We start from the raw sequence: 17,255 nt of genomic DNA on the forward strand, positions 1-17,255 counted from the left end.
CTTTTCTTGACTCAAGCATTAATGCAGTACGATCTGCAAAGTTAAGATGATGGTATGACAATTTTATATACTCCATAAACCCTTTAACTTAATTAGGTGGTTTATGTCGCACTTCAAGTTTTACTCTGCCGTATGTTATTTTTTAAATGTAACCTCTATGACCAAACCTGAGGACTCAGGACACATTCCACACCTTTTCCTATAACGAGAGGGTGAGGGAGAGATAAATATTTAAATTTTAAAATGAAGTACAGATCAAAAATCATTCACCCATCACTTCATGTCTCTTAACATATTCTTAGCCCCTGCATGATTATAATTATTGGCTAAATTCTCTAAAATACGTTTTGCCTGCGCATCGGAATTTGGGAAACGACTCCGATAATTCGAAACACCCGTTAAACAACGAGCCACCAACATGCCAGACTCTGTATAAATACGTGTCCCTTCTGCGCCTTGCAACTTGCCATAGTTATAAGCACGTTGCGCATTATTACAGGCATTAATTTGATTACGCCCACTGTTTAAATCACGACGTGCCGCGACATATAAACGTGTCTGTTGCTGTTGCGGTGTTTCAACCACACGTGGTGGAGCTGTTTTTACTGCTGCAGCCACTGGCTCTTTTTTCTCTTCAGGTTTTTCTTTGACTTCAGCAACTTTGGTTTTATTTATTGTTTTGGGATTACTTGGAACTGCTTTAGGTGCTGCCTTTGTGGATTCAGAAGTCGCACGGTAAAAGCGTCGTGCTTCATCTTCAGACATTATTTTAGTCAACAAACTCACCACTCGCGCTTCACCACGCTGTTCCAACTGGCGCTCTGCCACTGGCTCAATGGATACGATCCAATTTTCGCCCTTATTACCTACACAGCGGTATGCTCCAATCCCCTGTTTTACATCTCGATAGCTATTGAGTAATTTTTTAGACCATGCATTCTTGACTAAACTCATTGAGCTTTTATAGGCAAGCGTGAGACGTCCATTTTGTGACTGACAGTAACTACCCAGATATTTACGTGGCAGCATAGATTCAGCAGGTTGTTCTTTACGCTGTGGCCCCCAATAATAGACATATTCTTTAGCGGCACCATTGGGCTGATTTAATTTTTTTTGAACAATCAGTTCTTGTGGAGATGCAAAATGCTTCACCGAATTTGGGCTATATTGATCGACTGTTGCACAACCAAATAATAGGCTGCCCACCCCCCCATCAAAAGTATTTTTTTGCAGGTCACGTTTCAATTCTCAATTGTTTTTATAGGAATGAAAATATATGAATTGGCTGAAAATAACAAATCTAACACCTTGATTTTATAGTTAAATAATCATCGCTTTATTTGAATCAAGTTTGATATCTTTATAAAACAATCCAATTCATCACAGTTTTTTATGATTTTGAACACTAACACTCGTATTATTTTCATACAACTGTTTAGATCAATTTATATTTAGCCATCATGGCTCTGAACATGTAAACGCGACATCCACCACAAATCATGGATGTCGCCACCACACCTATTGATCCAATGTCGATTCAAATGCTTTTAAACGCTTATATATAGACAAGAGCTCAATAATGGTTGGCCATGATGCAATCAGATACTGAAATGATTCACGGACTTTGCCAAATACGTTGGCAATTTGCATCATCAAACCCAATGTAATTGCACCAGCGGCAATACTTGGGAATAACACAAATAAACCGTAAATATTGTCCAATTGCATGTACCAAATGCGTACCAAGTTAAAATAGGCATAGTGGAAATATAAACGGAAATAGTTCAAACGTACTTTGCTAAACAGTTCTTTTAAACTCAGCGGATCGGCACGTTCAGCGTGATCTTCACCATAAACCAATTCTTTACGATAAGCCGCTTCAACTTTTTGGTTATTAAATTCCAGACCTGGTAACTTCGCACCCACCACAATTAACACCACTGTACCAAATACTGCCCAACCCACTGCTGCCCAAACTAAGGCATACGGAATTTCCCCCACTATAGGCAGGGCTTTGACATGCACAGACAAACTAAACAGCACAGGTAAAAATGCCAACAAAGTCATTAGGGCTTCGACTAAATTCACCCCTAAAGTTTCCATGGTTCTAGCAAAGCGCATAGTATCTTCTTGAATACGCTGCGATGCACCTTCAATATGTCTAAGTTTTTCCCAATGTGCGGTGTAATAATTATTCATTGCCGTACGCCAACGGAAGACATAGTGACTAACAAAAAATAAATTCAAAACCATTAAGGTCACTGCCACCATGGCGATGTATAAAAAGGTCAGCACACCTGCATAGAGTTCATTGACATCTCCACCACCACTACTGAGCATTTTTTGAATCAAGTCATAAAATGGGTTGTACCAAGCATTCACTACAACACTGACTTGAACCCCAAACCAAATATTAAACAGGATGAATGCCGATCCCCATACCGACCAGCGCTGCCATGGGTGATTTGCTTTAATTTTCCAGAAAATGGCAAACAGCGTCGTTGCCACAAAAAACCACAGGTAAAACCATAAAAATGCAGGTGACCAAAAACGGCTGACATGTATGGGTAATGTTGCTTCGGCATAGCCTTGCGGGAAGGCAATCCAACTGCCCCATGCATTACCGCCCGAATACCATAAGGTTAGGTTAATACTCAACCAGAGCAACAGTGAAATAAAAAACCATTTTGGATTTGGAAAAAATGACTTAAACATGCAGACAAAATGCCTTTATTCTTAAAATATGACGATAAAACCCAACACTGTTACTAGCTCAAAACATAGTGGCTGGATACTAGAACTTTTATACTTTATACGCTGTTTTTTCAGCAATAATTTTATTTTTATACTGAAAACTGTAAATTTCATCAATCTGCATTATTTTACTACAAAGTTCACTAACCACTTGTCTTGAAAATTAGATGAAACTTCAACTGTTATTTATGTTTTTAAAGCCTGAAATCACGCTGTATTGGGTAGATTTAGCGCATATTTTTGAACAAAAATTTAAGACAGATAAATTTAAATTAAACACAAATTTACGATTTTTTGTAGATTATTCATCAATTTACTATATAATACAGTTGATTAAAAAATAATTCATTTAGGGTACGGTATGGAATCGCCAACAGAAAACATTGCTATTGAGCTACTTGAATCAGTTGTACTGCGTAAAGAAAATTGTGCGCCAATTGAATTTGAGCAAGGTACAATTTTAAAAGTTTTATTGGTTAATCCTAACTCCTACTTGGTTACTGTAGACGACGAGTTTAACTTTACTGTCGCTTTAGAAGATGAAAATAAGGTATGGCGTAAACTTTAATTCTTCTTTATCTCTACTCAAAATTAAAAACATTGGATGCGCCTAATTCATCCAATGTTTTATGTTTCGCTGTCTCTCCATTCCAGCTCACACAATGAACTTCAAATCGTAATCATCTAATCTGCTTTCTAATTCCTGCTATATTTCATGATTGTAACTGTGCTCACAAAAAGTTTCTCAGGTCCTCAAATCACTTCAATTCAAACAAACTTTAAAAAAATCTAAACAAATTCTATTCAGATTTCTTACATAAAAACTCATAATAATCAATAAAATACACTAAACATCAAAATTAACAACATTAACAGAATAGCTTCGAATTCAATTTTACAACTAAGAAAATCAAAAAATTATCAGAAATTATGATAAGATCATCTTTCTTACAAAATGTGTTTTTTTATAAAGATGAATTGCTTAGGTAATCTTTACTGTCTTTAGCACATTTTATTTTTTCTTTTTTTAATTCACATCCTATTTTGACAGGGTCTACTTGATCTCTATATTTAGGATTGTATTTGCTTATTTTAATAATGCGGATATTTAAAAATCCTGAATTGTGTCACTCAAAATTGGAGAAGTAATTAAGAACTCAAAACTAATGGAGATAGCAATGGATCGAATTGCAATTATTGGCGCTGGCCCAAGCGGCATGGCCCAATTAAGAGCGTTTCAGTCAGCAAAGGCCAAAGGTCTACAAGTTCCTGAAATTGTATGTTTCGAAAAACAAAATGATTGGGGCGGGCTATGGAACTATACTTGGCGCACAGGTATAGATGAACATGGGGAACCTGTCCACGGCAGTATGTACCGCTATTTATGGTCAAATGGCCCTAAAGAAGCGCTAGAATTTGCCGATTATACTTTTGATGAACATTTCAAAAAACCAATCGCTTCATATCCGCCACGTGCAGTACTGTGGGATTACATCAAAGGTCGTGCAGAAAAAGCACAGGTCAAAGATTTAGTCCGTTTCAATAGTGCCGTTCAGCACATTGCCTATGATGAAACAACACAAAAATTCACGGTAGATGTTGAAGATTATGCACAACAACAGCATTATTCAGAACAATTTGATTATGTGGTCGTGGCCTCTGGACACTTCTCTACCCCACGCGTTCCTGTTTATGAAGGCTTTGATCAATTCCATGGTCGCATTTTGCACGCACACGACTTCCGTGATGCGCTGGAGTTTAAAGGCAAATCTGTATTATTGGTCGGCAGCAGCTACTCTGCCGAAGACATTGGTTCACAATGTTATAAATTCGGCGCCAAGCAAATTTACAGTTGCTATCGTAGCAAAGCCATGGGCTTTAAATGGCCTAAAAACTGGTCTGAAAAGCCACAGTTATTGCGTGTAGATGAAAATACTGCTTATTTTGGTGATGGAACATCGGCCAAAATTGATACCATTATTTTATGCACGGGCTATTTACACCACTTCCCATTTATTGAAGATAACTTGCGCCTCAGAACGCATAACTGTCTTTATCCTCTAGGTTTATATCAGGGCGTGGTGTGGGAAAAGAATCCTCGTTTGTTCTATTTAGGCATGCAAGATCAATGGTACACTTTCAATATGTTCGATGCGCAGGCATGGTTTGTCCGTGATGTGATTTTGGGCAAAATTGCGTTACCAAGCACAGACGAAATGCAACGCCATACCCAAGCCTTACATGAAAAAGAACAACGCTTAATGAATGATGAACAATCCGCGCGTTTCCAAGGGGATTACATCAAACGCCTGATTGCGCAGACCGACTATCCATCTTTCAATATTGATGCAGTACACGATATTTTCATGCAATGGAAAAAGCATAAAAAAGAAAATATTATGGGCTTTAGAGATAAAGTTTATCGCTCAGTGATGACAGGAAAAATGGCCAAGCCACATCACACACCATGGCTGTATGCACTGGATGATTCTTTGGAAAGTTATCTGGAAGATCAAGCTCAACGTGAGGCAATGTAAGGCGTGATCTATAAGATCAATGCACGCCTGTTGTAACGAAGAAAAAATAACTACAAGCCTGATAAACGCAACGGATGAGGCTTGTAGTTTAAGATTTATTTAACTTATCGCTATTTAAGAAATAGCGCTCTTTATAAATCTGACTTGGCGCGTTTTAAGGCTTGTTGCCAACGCGCTAAATGTTCAGCCCGCTCTGCTGCATTCATTTGAGGTTCAAATACCCGATCCAACTGCCAAGATGCTGAAATTTCAGATAAGTCAGAAAATACACCCGCCTTTAAACCTGCCATGGCCGCTGCGCCCCAAGCAGTTGATTCCAACATTTTAGGACGTAACACAGGCACATTTAAAATATCCGCTTGGAATTGCATCAACATATCATTTTGACTCGCCCCACCATCCACCCGAAGTTCTTTTAGTGGATGATCTAAATCGGATTGCATCGCAGTGAGTACATCCGACACCTGAAATGCAATGGATTCTAAGGCAGCACGGGCAATATGCGCCTTGTTGGTGCCACGTGACATTCCACATAAAAGCGCTCGCGCTTCACTGTCCCAATGTGGCGCACCAAGTCCTGTAAATGCAGGAACTAACACCACCCCATCGCTAGAAGTTACACTATTGGCGAGATGTTCCACATCGCTGCTTTGTTGAATAATACCCAAACCATCCCGTAGCCATTGCACCACAGCCCCAGCCATAAAGACACTGCCTTCTAGGGCAAAATGGGTTTGATTTTGACATTGCCATGCCAAAGTGGTGAGTAACTTATTTTTGCTAAACCGCACCTGATTGCCTGTATTGAACAACATGAAACAGCCTGTACCATAGGTGTTTTTTGCTGTGCCCACCTCAAAACAAGATTGTCCAAATAACGCCGCTTGCTGATCGCCTAAAATACCTGTAATGGGGATATTCGCGCCCAATAAACCTGTTGCCGTATCTGCAATATAGCTGTCGGATGTAATAATTTTAGGTAAAACTGATGCTGGTATTTGAAACAGTTCCAGTAAGTCTTCATCCCACTTTTGACGATGTAAGTTCATCAACATTGTTCTTGAAGCATTACTTGCTTCAATGACATGCTCTGCACCTTGGGTCAGATTCCAGATTAACCAACTGTCGATAGTGCCAAAAGCAACATGCCCCTGCTGTGCCAATGCTTTTAACCCATTCACATGCTCCAGCAGCCACACCAGCTTGCCTGCGCTAAAATACGGATCTATACGCAGACCTGTTTTATCCTGAATCAATTGAATCTGGTTTTTTTGAATAAGCTGATTACACCAATCCGCAGCACGACGATCTTGCCAAATTATTGCAGGCGCTAGAGGTTTGCCTGTGCGTTTATCCCACACTACTGTGGTTTCACGTTGATTGGTCACTCCAATCGCGCAAATGTCTTTGGCCAAAATACCTGCAGTTGCCAATGCCTGTTGCACCACGGCAATTTGATTTGACCAAATTTCTTGGGCATCTTGCTCAACCCAGCCTGAATGCGGAGTCAGGATCTGGGTTTCACGTTGTGCCGTTGCCTGAACTTGTCCGTGTTCATTGAAGATAATGGCGCGACTAGAGGTGGTGCCTTGATCGAGTGCTAGTAAATAACTCATATTTTTTATTGTGTTCGACTTGAAAAAGAAAATATTAGCTCAATTATGTAACTAAGCGCATTGAAATGTTTAATTGTGCAGAAAACACATCGTAATTTTTGCCAACTATGCTATGATAGCGCTGTGATATGGGGGTGTTATTGGCTTCGACGCTGATGATGAAGCTCATAGATGCATGCCGAGAGCGCATTTTCTCTCGTAAATCAAATTTGCATTAAAATAGTCGCAAACGACGAATCTTACGCTCTAGCTGCCTAAGGGCAGCTTGTCCGCTTCACTGAATACTTGTGGTCAGTGAACCCGACTGAAGCGCACGCACACAAGTCCGTATAAAGTTGAGCCTCGGGACTTTATACCAAACTTAGAGGATCGCACTTTGAACCCTGTTCGTCGGGTCTTAGAGTGTTAAAATAATAGACGATATCTAAGCATGTAGTATTCTCGAGTGTAGTGTTGGCGGACGCGGGTTCAACTCCCGCCACCTCCACCAAATACCTAACTTGATATGACTGAATATGATGTCATATAAAGTGAAAAGGCTTGATTCTAAAGGGATCAAGCCTTTTTTTATGCCTAAGCATAACTGAGCTTAACCGAGTATATGAGTTTGTATCATGTATCACATCGTGTATCATTGATAAATAATTGAAACCACTGTGATACACAATGAAGCGTTCGGATATTAAAAAGCGCCCTTTATCAGATACCGTATTGGAAAATCTAAAACCTGAAGATAAGGATTATCGGGAGTTAGATGGCAATGGGCTGTATTTCTTTGTACAGAAGAATGGAAACAAGTCTTGGCAATTAAGATATAAAAAGCCTGATGGGAAGTGGTCTTGGGTTGGTTTAGGTGGTTATCCTGCCATTAAAGGCAAGCTTGCTCGAAAGAAAGCTCAAGAGTTGTTGAATGACATCGGTAACGGCGAAAATCCTATTATCAGTAAGCAAGAGCGGAAGATAAAGGAGCTAGAAACCAATAATGCCACCTTTGAAGCTTTAGCTCGTGAATGGCTTGATACTAAGCAAACGCAATGGGTCGCTGATACCATGACACGAAATAAAGGTGCATTAGAGAAACATATTTTTCCAATGTTTGGAAAACGTTTATTTGTTTCTATTCGACCGATTGAATGGATGGAGTATCTAAAGCGGATTCAGCTTGAACAAAAGATTTATGAGCAAGTGAAGCGTATGTGTGCAATGTGTCGTGACATTTATGACTATGCAAAGGTTACAGGGCGCATTGATTACAATCCATTAGAGGGCATGCATAAATACCTTATTCAAGGTAAAAAAGAAAATATGGCTCATGTGTCTGAAAATGAATTGCCTGCATTGCTCCGAGCTATCAATAATTATCCGACACTAGATAGCCGTATTGGCTTACAACTCTTAGCTATGTTGTTCTGTCGACCAAGTGAGTTACGTGAGGCTAAGTGGGAAGAGTTTGATTTAGAAAATGCACTTTGGACTATCCCAGACTTCCGCATGAAGAAACGCCGTGAGCATACAGTACCTTTGCCAAAACAAGCTATTGACTTGCTTAAACAGCTTAAGACTATTCATTCTGAATCCGATTTCCTTTTCCCAAGTCGATCAGATAAGAATAAGCCAAAGTCGGATACAGTTTTCATTATGGCATTGCGGCGTCTTGGGTATGAGGGGCGGCAGACTCCGCACGGCTTTAGACATATAGCCAGTACGCTTTTAAACAATCGTGGCTTTGATGAAAGGCATATTGAATCTGCTTTAGCACACGTTAAAGATGGTGTGGCAGGCGTGTATAACAAGGCTCAATATTTAGAAGATCGTGCGCATTTGATGCAGTGGTATGCCGATTATCTTGAAGAGTTGGCAGATATGAAAGTAATTCAATTTAAGAGGGTGAGTTCTCAATAATGTTTCTAAGTATCTTTGAGGCAGTTAATAGGCTTGAAGTAATAACTAAGCAAAGATGTAATGAAATAACTTTATTGCATTACATTTGGAATGGATATCTAGATTTATATATTCAGACTAGTGCAGATCAAAAAATAGATATAGTTTCAATTGGATATAATGGATTCATTTATGATGATTGGTTTGTCTATAATCTTAAAGAAAATTATGACGGATTATTAAAAGTTCAATTATCAGAGCTTAAAGCATCGGAGTTGTTGAGAGTCTTTGAGAGTGAAGATCACAAGATAAAAATTGATTTAGTCTCTATAGATCAGCATCCGAACAGCCTTTACAGTTTTTTAACTAGAAAACCTAATAGCTCAATGTCAATGAGAATTAAAAAGCTCTATGAAAATGGATTTGATGAGTTGATTGAGGTTTGTGAAATAAATGAGAGTCTAGGTCTAGGATATTTTTTTAATAAATTTCAATTTTTTATAGATGAGTACCAAATTAAAAACTTGGTTTCTAATAAACCGCTAAATTCGGGTAAATTAGGCATAGACATAAAAAATCAAAGGCAAGATACACTTAAGGAAGTAATTCTATGGCTTGCTGGACATATCTATACTAGAGATAAGACCTTAACAAAAGAGCGTCTCGCAATGAACACGATAGAGCATTTACAAAAGAATATTGATAAGTTAAATGCAAAAAAAGAAAAATTAAACATTAAGGGCGAAATTGTATTGCCTAAATGGGAGACTGTCCGCAGATGGGCGGATTTGTCTACTGTAATGGATAGAATCAAAAAAGGTGAAAAATCATAAATCACTTAATGGCATGACGTGTCATCTGACATGTCATGCTCTTTTATAAATGCGAATAAAAAAACAGAATGGCTTCATCGAAACAAGCATGGAGTCATTAAATGCTTTCTCAAGATATTATCCCCCTCCAAATTTCATACAAAAAAGCCTGTCAAATGCTAGATGTGTCAAGAGACACATTACGAGTGCTTATCCGTAGAGACCCATCATTTCCTAAACCAATTAAATACGGTGAAACAAGGCAAGCACCTGTGTTCTTTAGTTATGCCGAATTGGTGGAATGGCACAATAAAAGAAAGATGCAATCATGAATCTAAAGAGTACATGGTTCACACGTTCACAAGCTTCGGAGTATTTAGCTGAAAAGTTACCTTTCAAAACTGAGAAGCAGTGGTATTCATTTTTGGCAAATAATCGGACTTCAAAAGAAGTTTATAAACTACGGTTCGAGCTAAGAAATGGAAAAATTACTTATACCCAATTGACACTTGATGCCTTCATTCGGGCATCAACTACGCACACAAAACATTAAGTCCTAAAGGAGATAATCATGGACATGCAAAAACACGTAGCAACAAAGATTGCTTTGACTGTACTTGATAAAGTTAGAGCAACAGATCATTGGCAAGATCTTAATTTGGAAATTAATTGGGAGGAGTTAGAGCACTTAATTCCTGAGCCGAACTTTGATGAATTGATGACGGGATCTCTTAAAGATAGTGAATCATTTAATCGTCTGTTAGATAAGTTAAACGAGGATGTGGATGCGGAAATTAAAAGGCTTGAGAGTTCGTTAATTGATTAATTTAAGGAATATTGATGGCGAAACGGTTCAATGAATTGAACCGTTTTTTTTATCCCAAAAATAGGTTGTGCATTATGTTGAATTTGAAAGTTGGTGATGAATATCAGGCTTTGATGAATCGGTTGTCTCAAATTGATGAAGAGAAACTTACCGCTACGGATTTTTATGCCAAGTTAAATGAAATTCGGTTTGAGCTGAATTTATTAAAAGCAAGGTCTGACCGATGTGAAGAATTGAGTCGTGAGAGTGGATTTAGTTTCCATGTGGGTGATGTAGTGTCATTCGATACATGGGGAGCTTTAGAGCAAAGATATGCAGAAAATGCTAAACAAGCTGATGAGTTAGAAACAAAGATCTATTCCAATATTAATAGCTACAATTTTAAGGCTATGAATATTAAGATCAGAGCGAGAGTGGATTTTTTAGATCTTTATTTTGAAATTACAAAACCTTCTACTCGACATGATATTAAAAAGTTTTTAACTGAGAAAACTGGGATTAGACATTACATCAAAGAAAGCTTGAATGGCTATGTGATTCGTCTGCATGACATGAATTCGCTTAAGCTGTTAAATGAACGTCTGAGATGTTTAGATCATTTTGGGTTACTTCAGCAGAGTATGAAAATTTTAGAGTTAGAGGTCGCTTTAGACTTCTACGGATATAAGCATCTAGGGCTTGCTACGGCGCTTTTAAAGTCCTTGAGACTTCCTAGTACTACAAATAATTTCAGGGTCTTTAAAACGCAAACAGGCGTATTTGTCCCGATTCCTGTTAATCCGATTGTGCTCCATAGAAAGTTAAAAGATGGTTTCAATATTGGCATCAATCATAGATTAGCTGATGAGTATTGGCATATATACCAAAAGCAGACTGATCAAAATGGTACGCCGTTGAAAGAAAGTGAATGGAGAATTCGTGCGGAGAAGAATATTAAAAAGCCTGTACTCTCACGGATGAATAACTCAATTTCAAACATCAGACAATTGTTGTTGGAGAGCTTTAAAGGGCTTAGATTTACACATCTAAAAGCAGAAGCATCGAGTCATCAAGTGTGTGTCTATACGAACAAAATTGATGCCTATGGGATGGAGAAAGAAGCATATTTGGATTCACAACGGAATTGGAGAAAGTTGACTCCTGATATAGAAATGAATGCCGAATTGAACAGGATGGTGGTGAATGCAGTTTGTAACTTGGCTAAGAACTTTAAGCATTACTCGTAAAATTGCTGTAGTTAATTTATAGCTACAAGAACGCCGTAGCCTTGTAATGGTAAGGTTCACGGCGCTTTGTATGAAATGATTCTGCCTAATAACTTATATATGCTTTATTGGGTTATTAGAAAGAGATTGCTTAACAATTGCTTAACCTAGACTTACCCTAAATTGGGATAGAACGAGCGAAGTCTTAGAAAAATCAGGAAATAGTGTATGGAGACCATTCATAAAAAATGAATATTTTTCAAGGTTCTTATACTTTGTCACAAAACAAAAGCTGAACAAACTGTGTCATTTTTTTTGCGAATAAAAATTATTTCTTTTACAGATACTCAATAAGATTTTTCTGTCAGCTATAATCCGTATAACTTTAACTTTTTCCTGTCTGTATTCAGATGAATCAGGCGGTTTATGAAATTTTATTTGGATTGTGAAAAATGCCTACGTTGTCTTGGCTTGGTAAAAAGCAGATAGTGAATCATCATCTTGATGTTCCTTTTCATGTACTCGATAAAAAGTATAAATTTGAGTCTAAAGTTGAAAGTAAAAATAATTCAGCAGATAACAGAATAATTCATGGTGATAACTTAGCAGTTTTAAAAAGTTTACTTCCCGAATTTGAAGGAAAAGTGGACTGTATCTATATCGACCCTCCATACAATACGGGTAATGAAAAATGGGTCTATAATGACAACGTAAATGATCCAAGAATTAAAAAATGGCTAAACACAGTTGTTGGAAAAGAAGGAGATGATCTAAGCCGTCATGACAAGTGGTTATGTATGATCTACCCACGACTAAAACTTTTGTACAAATTATTAGCTGAAAATGGCGTTATTTTTATTAGTATTGATGATAATGAGCAAGCAAATTTAAAATTGGTTTGTGATGAAATTTTTGGATCTAAAAATTGTATAGGACCAATTATTCAAAATAAACTTAATTCAAAAAATGATACATTAAATGTTCAAAAAAATCATGAGTTTATTTTTATTTATGGCAAAGCTATAGATAGCTCAAAAAGTCAATTACTGACAAATCATAGTAATGATATAAAAAAGGTATTTGAAGAAAATGGGCGATATTATTTTCTTAATGACCCTATCACTACTCGAGGTGAAGGTGGAACTTTAAATGCACGACAAAATTTAGGGTATACTGTTTACTATAATCCAAATACAAAAGAAAAACTTGCTGTTTGTGACTATGATATTAATCTTGCAAAAATATCAAATGATGAAACACTAATTTATTCAACAAATGATGATTTAGTTGCTCAAGGATATGTTCCTATTCGCCCTCCTAAGGTTAGAAATAAACTGGGTGCATGGACTTGGGACTTAAAAAAATTTAATGATGAAAAAGATAATATTGTAATTTGGGGCAAAAAAGGCACTTATTCTGTAAGAAAAAGAACATTTATTAACAATGAGGAGGTTTTTTTAGAAAATGGTGATTATTATTTTAAAAGAGTAAATATTTCTAACTCTAAAAGTATATTAGAGTTTTCAACAAATGAAGGTACAAAAACTTTAGCTGAAATTATGGGTACATCTGAAGGCTTTGATAATCCCAAAAATGTTGAGCTTATAGAGTATCTTTTAGGACTATTAAATAAAAAAAATGCATTAGTTCTAGATTCGTTTGCTGGCAGTGGCACTACAGCTCATGCAGTATTAAGGCTTAATCAACGTGATGATGGTAATCGACGTTTTATTCTTTGTGAAATGATGGACTACGCAGAAACAATCACTGCTGAACGTGTACGCCGTGCAATGAATGGTTATGGTGAAGGTAAATCTAAGACTGAGGGTTTAGGTGGTTCATTTGAATACTTTGAACTTGGTGAGCCTTTATTTCTTGAAAATGAATTATTGAATGAATCTGTAGGGATTGAGCGTATTCGTCAGTATGTTTCATACAGTGAACGAATTCCTTTAGATCAACAGCTTCCAATAACCAATAATATTTCTCCTTCAGCATTGGGAGTAAATGAGCAAACTTTATGGTTATTTAACTATGATGAAAATGCGGTAACGAGTTTGGATTTAGAATATCTAGGTAGTTTAAATTTGCGCGAACTTAAGCAACGCCCAAGCCAATATGTGATTTATGCTGATAAATGCGTATTAGAGACTAAATTTATGCAAGATCATGGTATTACGTTTAAACGTATTCCACGTGACATTTTACGCTTCTAATCGTTGATAAAGGAAATATGTTGTGAATTTAAATAGTTATCAACGAAAAGTAATCCAAGATTTAGAGAACTACCTAGATCATCTTAAACAAAATAACGGTAATATGATTACCGCTTTTAGTAGCTATTGGCGTGAATCAGGCATTACAGGGGTAACCTATACCAACCATATTGCTAATTGTCCGCATGTTTGTTTTAAAGTACCTACAGCGGGTGGTAAGACATTTATTGCTGTAAATGCTATCGCACCTCTTTTTGATTTTATGCAAAGCTATATCAGCGATAAATCCAAACTAGTGCTGTGGTTAGTTCCTTCTCTATCTATCTTGCAACAAACAGCCAAAGCTTTAAAAGATCCAAGCCATCCATATCATCTACATCTGAAAAGTTTATTTAACGGTCGGGTCAATGTCTTTGAACGTGAAGAAGTCATTTCAGGCGCAGGGTTTAACCGAGATAGTGTACAAGACTCTTTAAATATCATTGTTATGAGTTTCGATGCTCTTAAATCAACGAATAAAGATAATCGTCGTGCTTTTAAAGAAAACGGTGCTTTAGCAAGTTTTATAGAGTTTCAAGATACTTCAGATGATTTAAGTGAATTTGATAGCACATCATTAATTAATACATTACGGCGCATGCGCCCTGTTGTAATTGTAGATGAAAGCCATAATGCAAACACAAAGCTTTCAACAGACATGCTGAATAATCTGAATCCAAGTTTTGTATTAGATTTAACTGCAACTCCAAAAGAAAATAGTAATGTTATTAGCTATGTTAACGCTACTGCTTTAGTTAAAGAGGACATGGTTAAATTACCTGTCATTGTCTATAACAAGGAAGATGAGCAATCTGTCTTTGTAGAAGCTAAAGTTTTACGGGATCGTTTAGAGCAAAGAGCCATCCAACAGCATAACAATGGCGGTGACTACGTACGTCCAATCGTATTATTACAGGCTGAGTCTAAGACAAATGAAGACTCGACGGATTATGAAAAAGTCCGTCAAACTTTAATTGATTTAGGCATTCCAGAAGCCCAAATAAAAATTAAGACAGCAAATATTGATGAGCTGAAAGGAATAGATTTATTAAGCTCAGATTGTGAAGTACGGTACATTATTACAATCAATGCATTAAAAGAAGGATGGGATTGTTCATTCGCTTATATTCTTGCGACATTCGCAAATAGAAGTTCAGAAACGGATGTAACCCAATTATTAGGACGTGTATTACGTAAACCTTTTGCAAGGAAACAGAAGGAAATTCCTTTAGAGTGTAGCTACGTTATTACAGCCTCGAAAAAATTCAATTCAACGTTAGAACAACTCTCAAGCAGTCTTGAAATGATTGGCTTCGGGCGTAAAGATATTAAAGCACCTGCTGATGAAATTGAAGTGATTGATAATCGAGGTCAAAGTGACAATTCAACATTTGAATTAGCACCTCAAGAAAACATAAGTACTATCAATCCAGTAGTTAAAAGTGAATTAGATCAGGGCAATATTCAGCCAAATGAAACTGAAAATAATGTGGCGATAACGGAGAATACGGATAGTTTTACTCAAATCACAGACCTTGTTACCACATATCAAAATGAAGCTAAAAAACAAGATTTAGAAGAAATAAATCGCCAAGAAGTTGAACAACAAGATGGCGTAAAGAATGGAACAATCAAAATGAATGACTACAAAATGAAGGATGAATTTAAGAAAGATGTTTTAAGTCTTCAACTCCCTCAGTTTGTAATTAAAGTTCAAAATAATGGATTCTTTGATAGTGGTGAAGATCATAATGAGCCATTAAAAAGAGCTTTTTTGTTAAAGGATTTTAAATTAGCTAATCAGGACTCAAATATTAGCATTGAAAATATTGAGAATGATATTTGGCAGTTGAATGTTGATGAAACCGAAAACGGTAATGATAGCACTTTAGTTGTTAGTCGTTTAAAGCAAAAAGACATTCAAGACTTAATACAACAAGTTGCCCAAATGACAGATACAAGCCAAATTAATCAAATAGAAAGTTCTATTTTTAATAGTTTTGCAAAAAAAACTTTCTATCCAGTTGATGATGCGGATCTAAGATCCTATATAAGGAAAATTGCTACTAGTTGGACTAGAGAACAACGTATTTCATCAATTAAAAATTTACCTAAAGTTGTATCTTTGTTTAAAGCAAAAATTGATAGTTTGATGAATAGCTTTGCTTCTGAACAATTTAAATTTTTTGTGAGTAGCTCTCAAATAAAAGCTCAACCTTCATTTAAATTATCGCCTAAGTTATCTATCCCTTCAGTTCTACCACTAACTTATGAATATCAACTTTATGAGAAGGAGGCTGAAGCAAATAGCCTAGAAAAAAGCTTCATAGCGGAATTGGTTGGATTAGACAATATTTATTGGTGGCATCGTAATTTAAATAGAGGAAAAGGTTTTGCGATAAATGGTTATTTAAATAATCATTACCCTGACTTTATTATTATGACTAAGAGCAAACATATCATCCTACTAGAAACAAAAGGTAATATGCTAGATGGATCGGACTCAAAGTATAAACTTCAGTTAGGCAATACTTGGGCAAATCTATCAAATTCAATGACTCCTTCATCTGAGTACCGATTTAAGTATTTTATGGTTTTTGAAAAACAAACAGATCTAGAGAATGCCTATACGTTTAATCAGATATTGACGGTAATTAGAAATCTTTAAACAAGTTGGCATGAAGGGTAATTGAACTAAACATTGATAATGGTCGGAATAGATAGAATTATTTGTTTTGTATCACTATATGTATCACATGATTTTATTTAACTTGAAAAACCAATATAAATCATGTGATTATGATTTTAGTTCAATTGACGCCACCCCATATACCTAACAAAACATGGCAAAATATGCCAAGTTTTAAAAGATAAAGGCTTGATTCCAAAGGGATTGAGCCTTTTTTCTTGCCCAAACATAACTAAATATAACTAGCTACAGTGTACATACGCCGTGTACACTACCATGTACATTGCAAGATTTATTGAATCCGTTGGTGTACAAGCCATGAAAAGAACAGAAATAAAACGTAGACCTTTGTCAGATACCGTACTTGCAACCCTTGAGCCTGAATCAAAAGAATATCGGGAGCTAGACGGCAACGGCTTATATTTTCGTGTCAAACCTGATGGTAATAAATCGTGGCAACTACGATATAAAAAAGCTGATGGCAAAAGGTCATGGTTGGGCATTGGTACATATCCTGATTTATCGGGTGCAGGTGCAAGAAAAAAAGCGAGAGAAATTATCAAGGATATTTCACACGGCGATAATCCAATCATTACCAAACAAGAACGCAAGCGACAGAATTTTGAACGACCTCTTTTCTACCCATTAATTCAATTAAAAATGGGGGTATTACCAAGCGA

The 17,255-nt window shown here is 36.7% G+C and carries 12 protein-coding genes, 1 other RNA gene and 1 pseudogene; 11 read left to right on the forward strand and 3 right to left on the reverse strand.

Annotated elements, in window-relative coordinates; all coding sequences use genetic code 11:
• Positions 1-273 precede the first annotated feature (273 nt).
• Together B2W49_RS00205 and sbmA are read right to left on the reverse strand one after the other, a co-directional pair.
• Positions 274-1,245, reverse strand: coding sequence for a hypothetical protein (locus tag B2W49_RS00205; RefSeq protein WP_291331374.1), 972 nt, complete (start codon positions 1,243-1,245; stop codon positions 274-276).
• 273 nt (positions 1,246-1,518) lie between these two features.
• Positions 1,519-2,715: a peptide antibiotic transporter SbmA gene (sbmA, locus tag B2W49_RS00210; protein WP_291331376.1), complete on the reverse strand. Its 1,197-nt coding sequence runs from the start codon at positions 2,713-2,715 to the stop codon at positions 1,519-1,521.
• Positions 2,716-3,115: 400 nt separating this feature from the next.
• Here sbmA and B2W49_RS00215 point away from each other — a divergent pair, with 400 nt between their 5' ends.
• On the forward strand, positions 3,116-3,322 hold the full coding sequence (locus tag B2W49_RS00215) for a hypothetical protein (protein WP_291331378.1): 207 nt from the start codon (positions 3,116-3,118) through the stop codon (positions 3,320-3,322).
• 610 nt (positions 3,323-3,932) lie between these two features.
• The gene (locus B2W49_RS00220) at positions 3,933-5,291 is read left to right on the forward strand and encodes an NAD(P)-binding domain-containing protein (protein ID WP_291331380.1); all 1,359 of its coding nucleotides are present in this window, start codon (positions 3,933-3,935) and stop codon (positions 5,289-5,291) included.
• Positions 5,292-5,422: 131 nt separating this feature from the next.
• Here B2W49_RS00220 and glpK read toward each other — a convergent pair whose 3' ends face one another.
• Entirely contained in the window at positions 5,423-6,907 is a 1,485-nt protein-coding gene (gene glpK / locus B2W49_RS00225) for a glycerol kinase GlpK (protein WP_136144454.1), read from the reverse strand.
• Positions 6,908-7,037: 130 nt separating this feature from the next.
• Between glpK and ssrA the strand changes: the two genes are divergently transcribed.
• The 9 genes and pseudogenes from ssrA to B2W49_RS00270 form a co-directional block, all read left to right on the forward strand.
• Positions 7,038-7,397: a transfer-messenger RNA gene (gene ssrA, locus B2W49_RS00230) on the forward strand.
• A gap of 176 nt (positions 7,398-7,573) precedes the next feature.
• Entirely contained in the window at positions 7,574-8,809 is a 1,236-nt protein-coding gene (locus B2W49_RS00235; RefSeq protein ID WP_291331384.1) for a tyrosine-type recombinase/integrase, read from the forward strand.
• Positions 8,809-9,621 carry a hypothetical protein gene (locus tag B2W49_RS00240; protein ID WP_291331386.1) on the forward strand — a complete coding sequence of 271 codons (813 nt, stop codon included), beginning with the start codon at positions 8,809-8,811 and terminating at the stop codon, positions 9,619-9,621. Before B2W49_RS00235 ends, B2W49_RS00240 begins: the two co-directional genes overlap by 1 nt.
• A gap of 101 nt (positions 9,622-9,722) precedes the next feature.
• Positions 9,723-9,932 (forward strand): helix-turn-helix transcriptional regulator, encoded by a 210-nt coding sequence (locus tag B2W49_RS00245; protein ID WP_291331388.1) that lies wholly within the window; start codon positions 9,723-9,725, stop codon positions 9,930-9,932.
• A 239-nt stretch (positions 9,933-10,171) separates the two neighbouring features.
• Positions 10,172-10,426 carry a hypothetical protein gene (locus tag B2W49_RS00250; RefSeq protein WP_104492180.1) on the forward strand — a complete coding sequence of 85 codons (255 nt, stop codon included), beginning with the start codon at positions 10,172-10,174 and terminating at the stop codon, positions 10,424-10,426.
• A gap of 14 nt (positions 10,427-10,440) precedes the next feature.
• Positions 10,441-11,652 carry a hypothetical protein gene (locus B2W49_RS00255; RefSeq protein ID WP_291331393.1) on the forward strand — a complete coding sequence of 404 codons (1,212 nt, stop codon included), beginning with the start codon at positions 10,441-10,443 and terminating at the stop codon, positions 11,650-11,652.
• A 431-nt stretch (positions 11,653-12,083) separates the two neighbouring features.
• Positions 12,084-13,847, forward strand: coding sequence for a site-specific DNA-methyltransferase (locus B2W49_RS00260; protein WP_291331395.1), 1,764 nt, complete (start codon positions 12,084-12,086; stop codon positions 13,845-13,847).
• A 22-nt stretch (positions 13,848-13,869) separates the two neighbouring features.
• Positions 13,870-16,554: a DEAD/DEAH box helicase gene (locus B2W49_RS00265; RefSeq protein ID WP_291331397.1), complete on the forward strand. Its 2,685-nt coding sequence runs from the start codon at positions 13,870-13,872 to the stop codon at positions 16,552-16,554.
• Positions 16,555-16,893: 339 nt separating this feature from the next.
• A pseudogene (locus tag B2W49_RS00270) lies at positions 16,894-17,205 on the forward strand (Arm DNA-binding domain-containing protein); the annotation flags it as partial.
• Positions 17,206-17,255 lie beyond the last annotated feature (50 nt).

It is taken from the genome of Acinetobacter sp. UBA801, assembly GCA_002296655.1.
In the GTDB taxonomy this organism is placed as follows: Bacteria; Pseudomonadota; Gammaproteobacteria; order Pseudomonadales; family Moraxellaceae; genus Acinetobacter.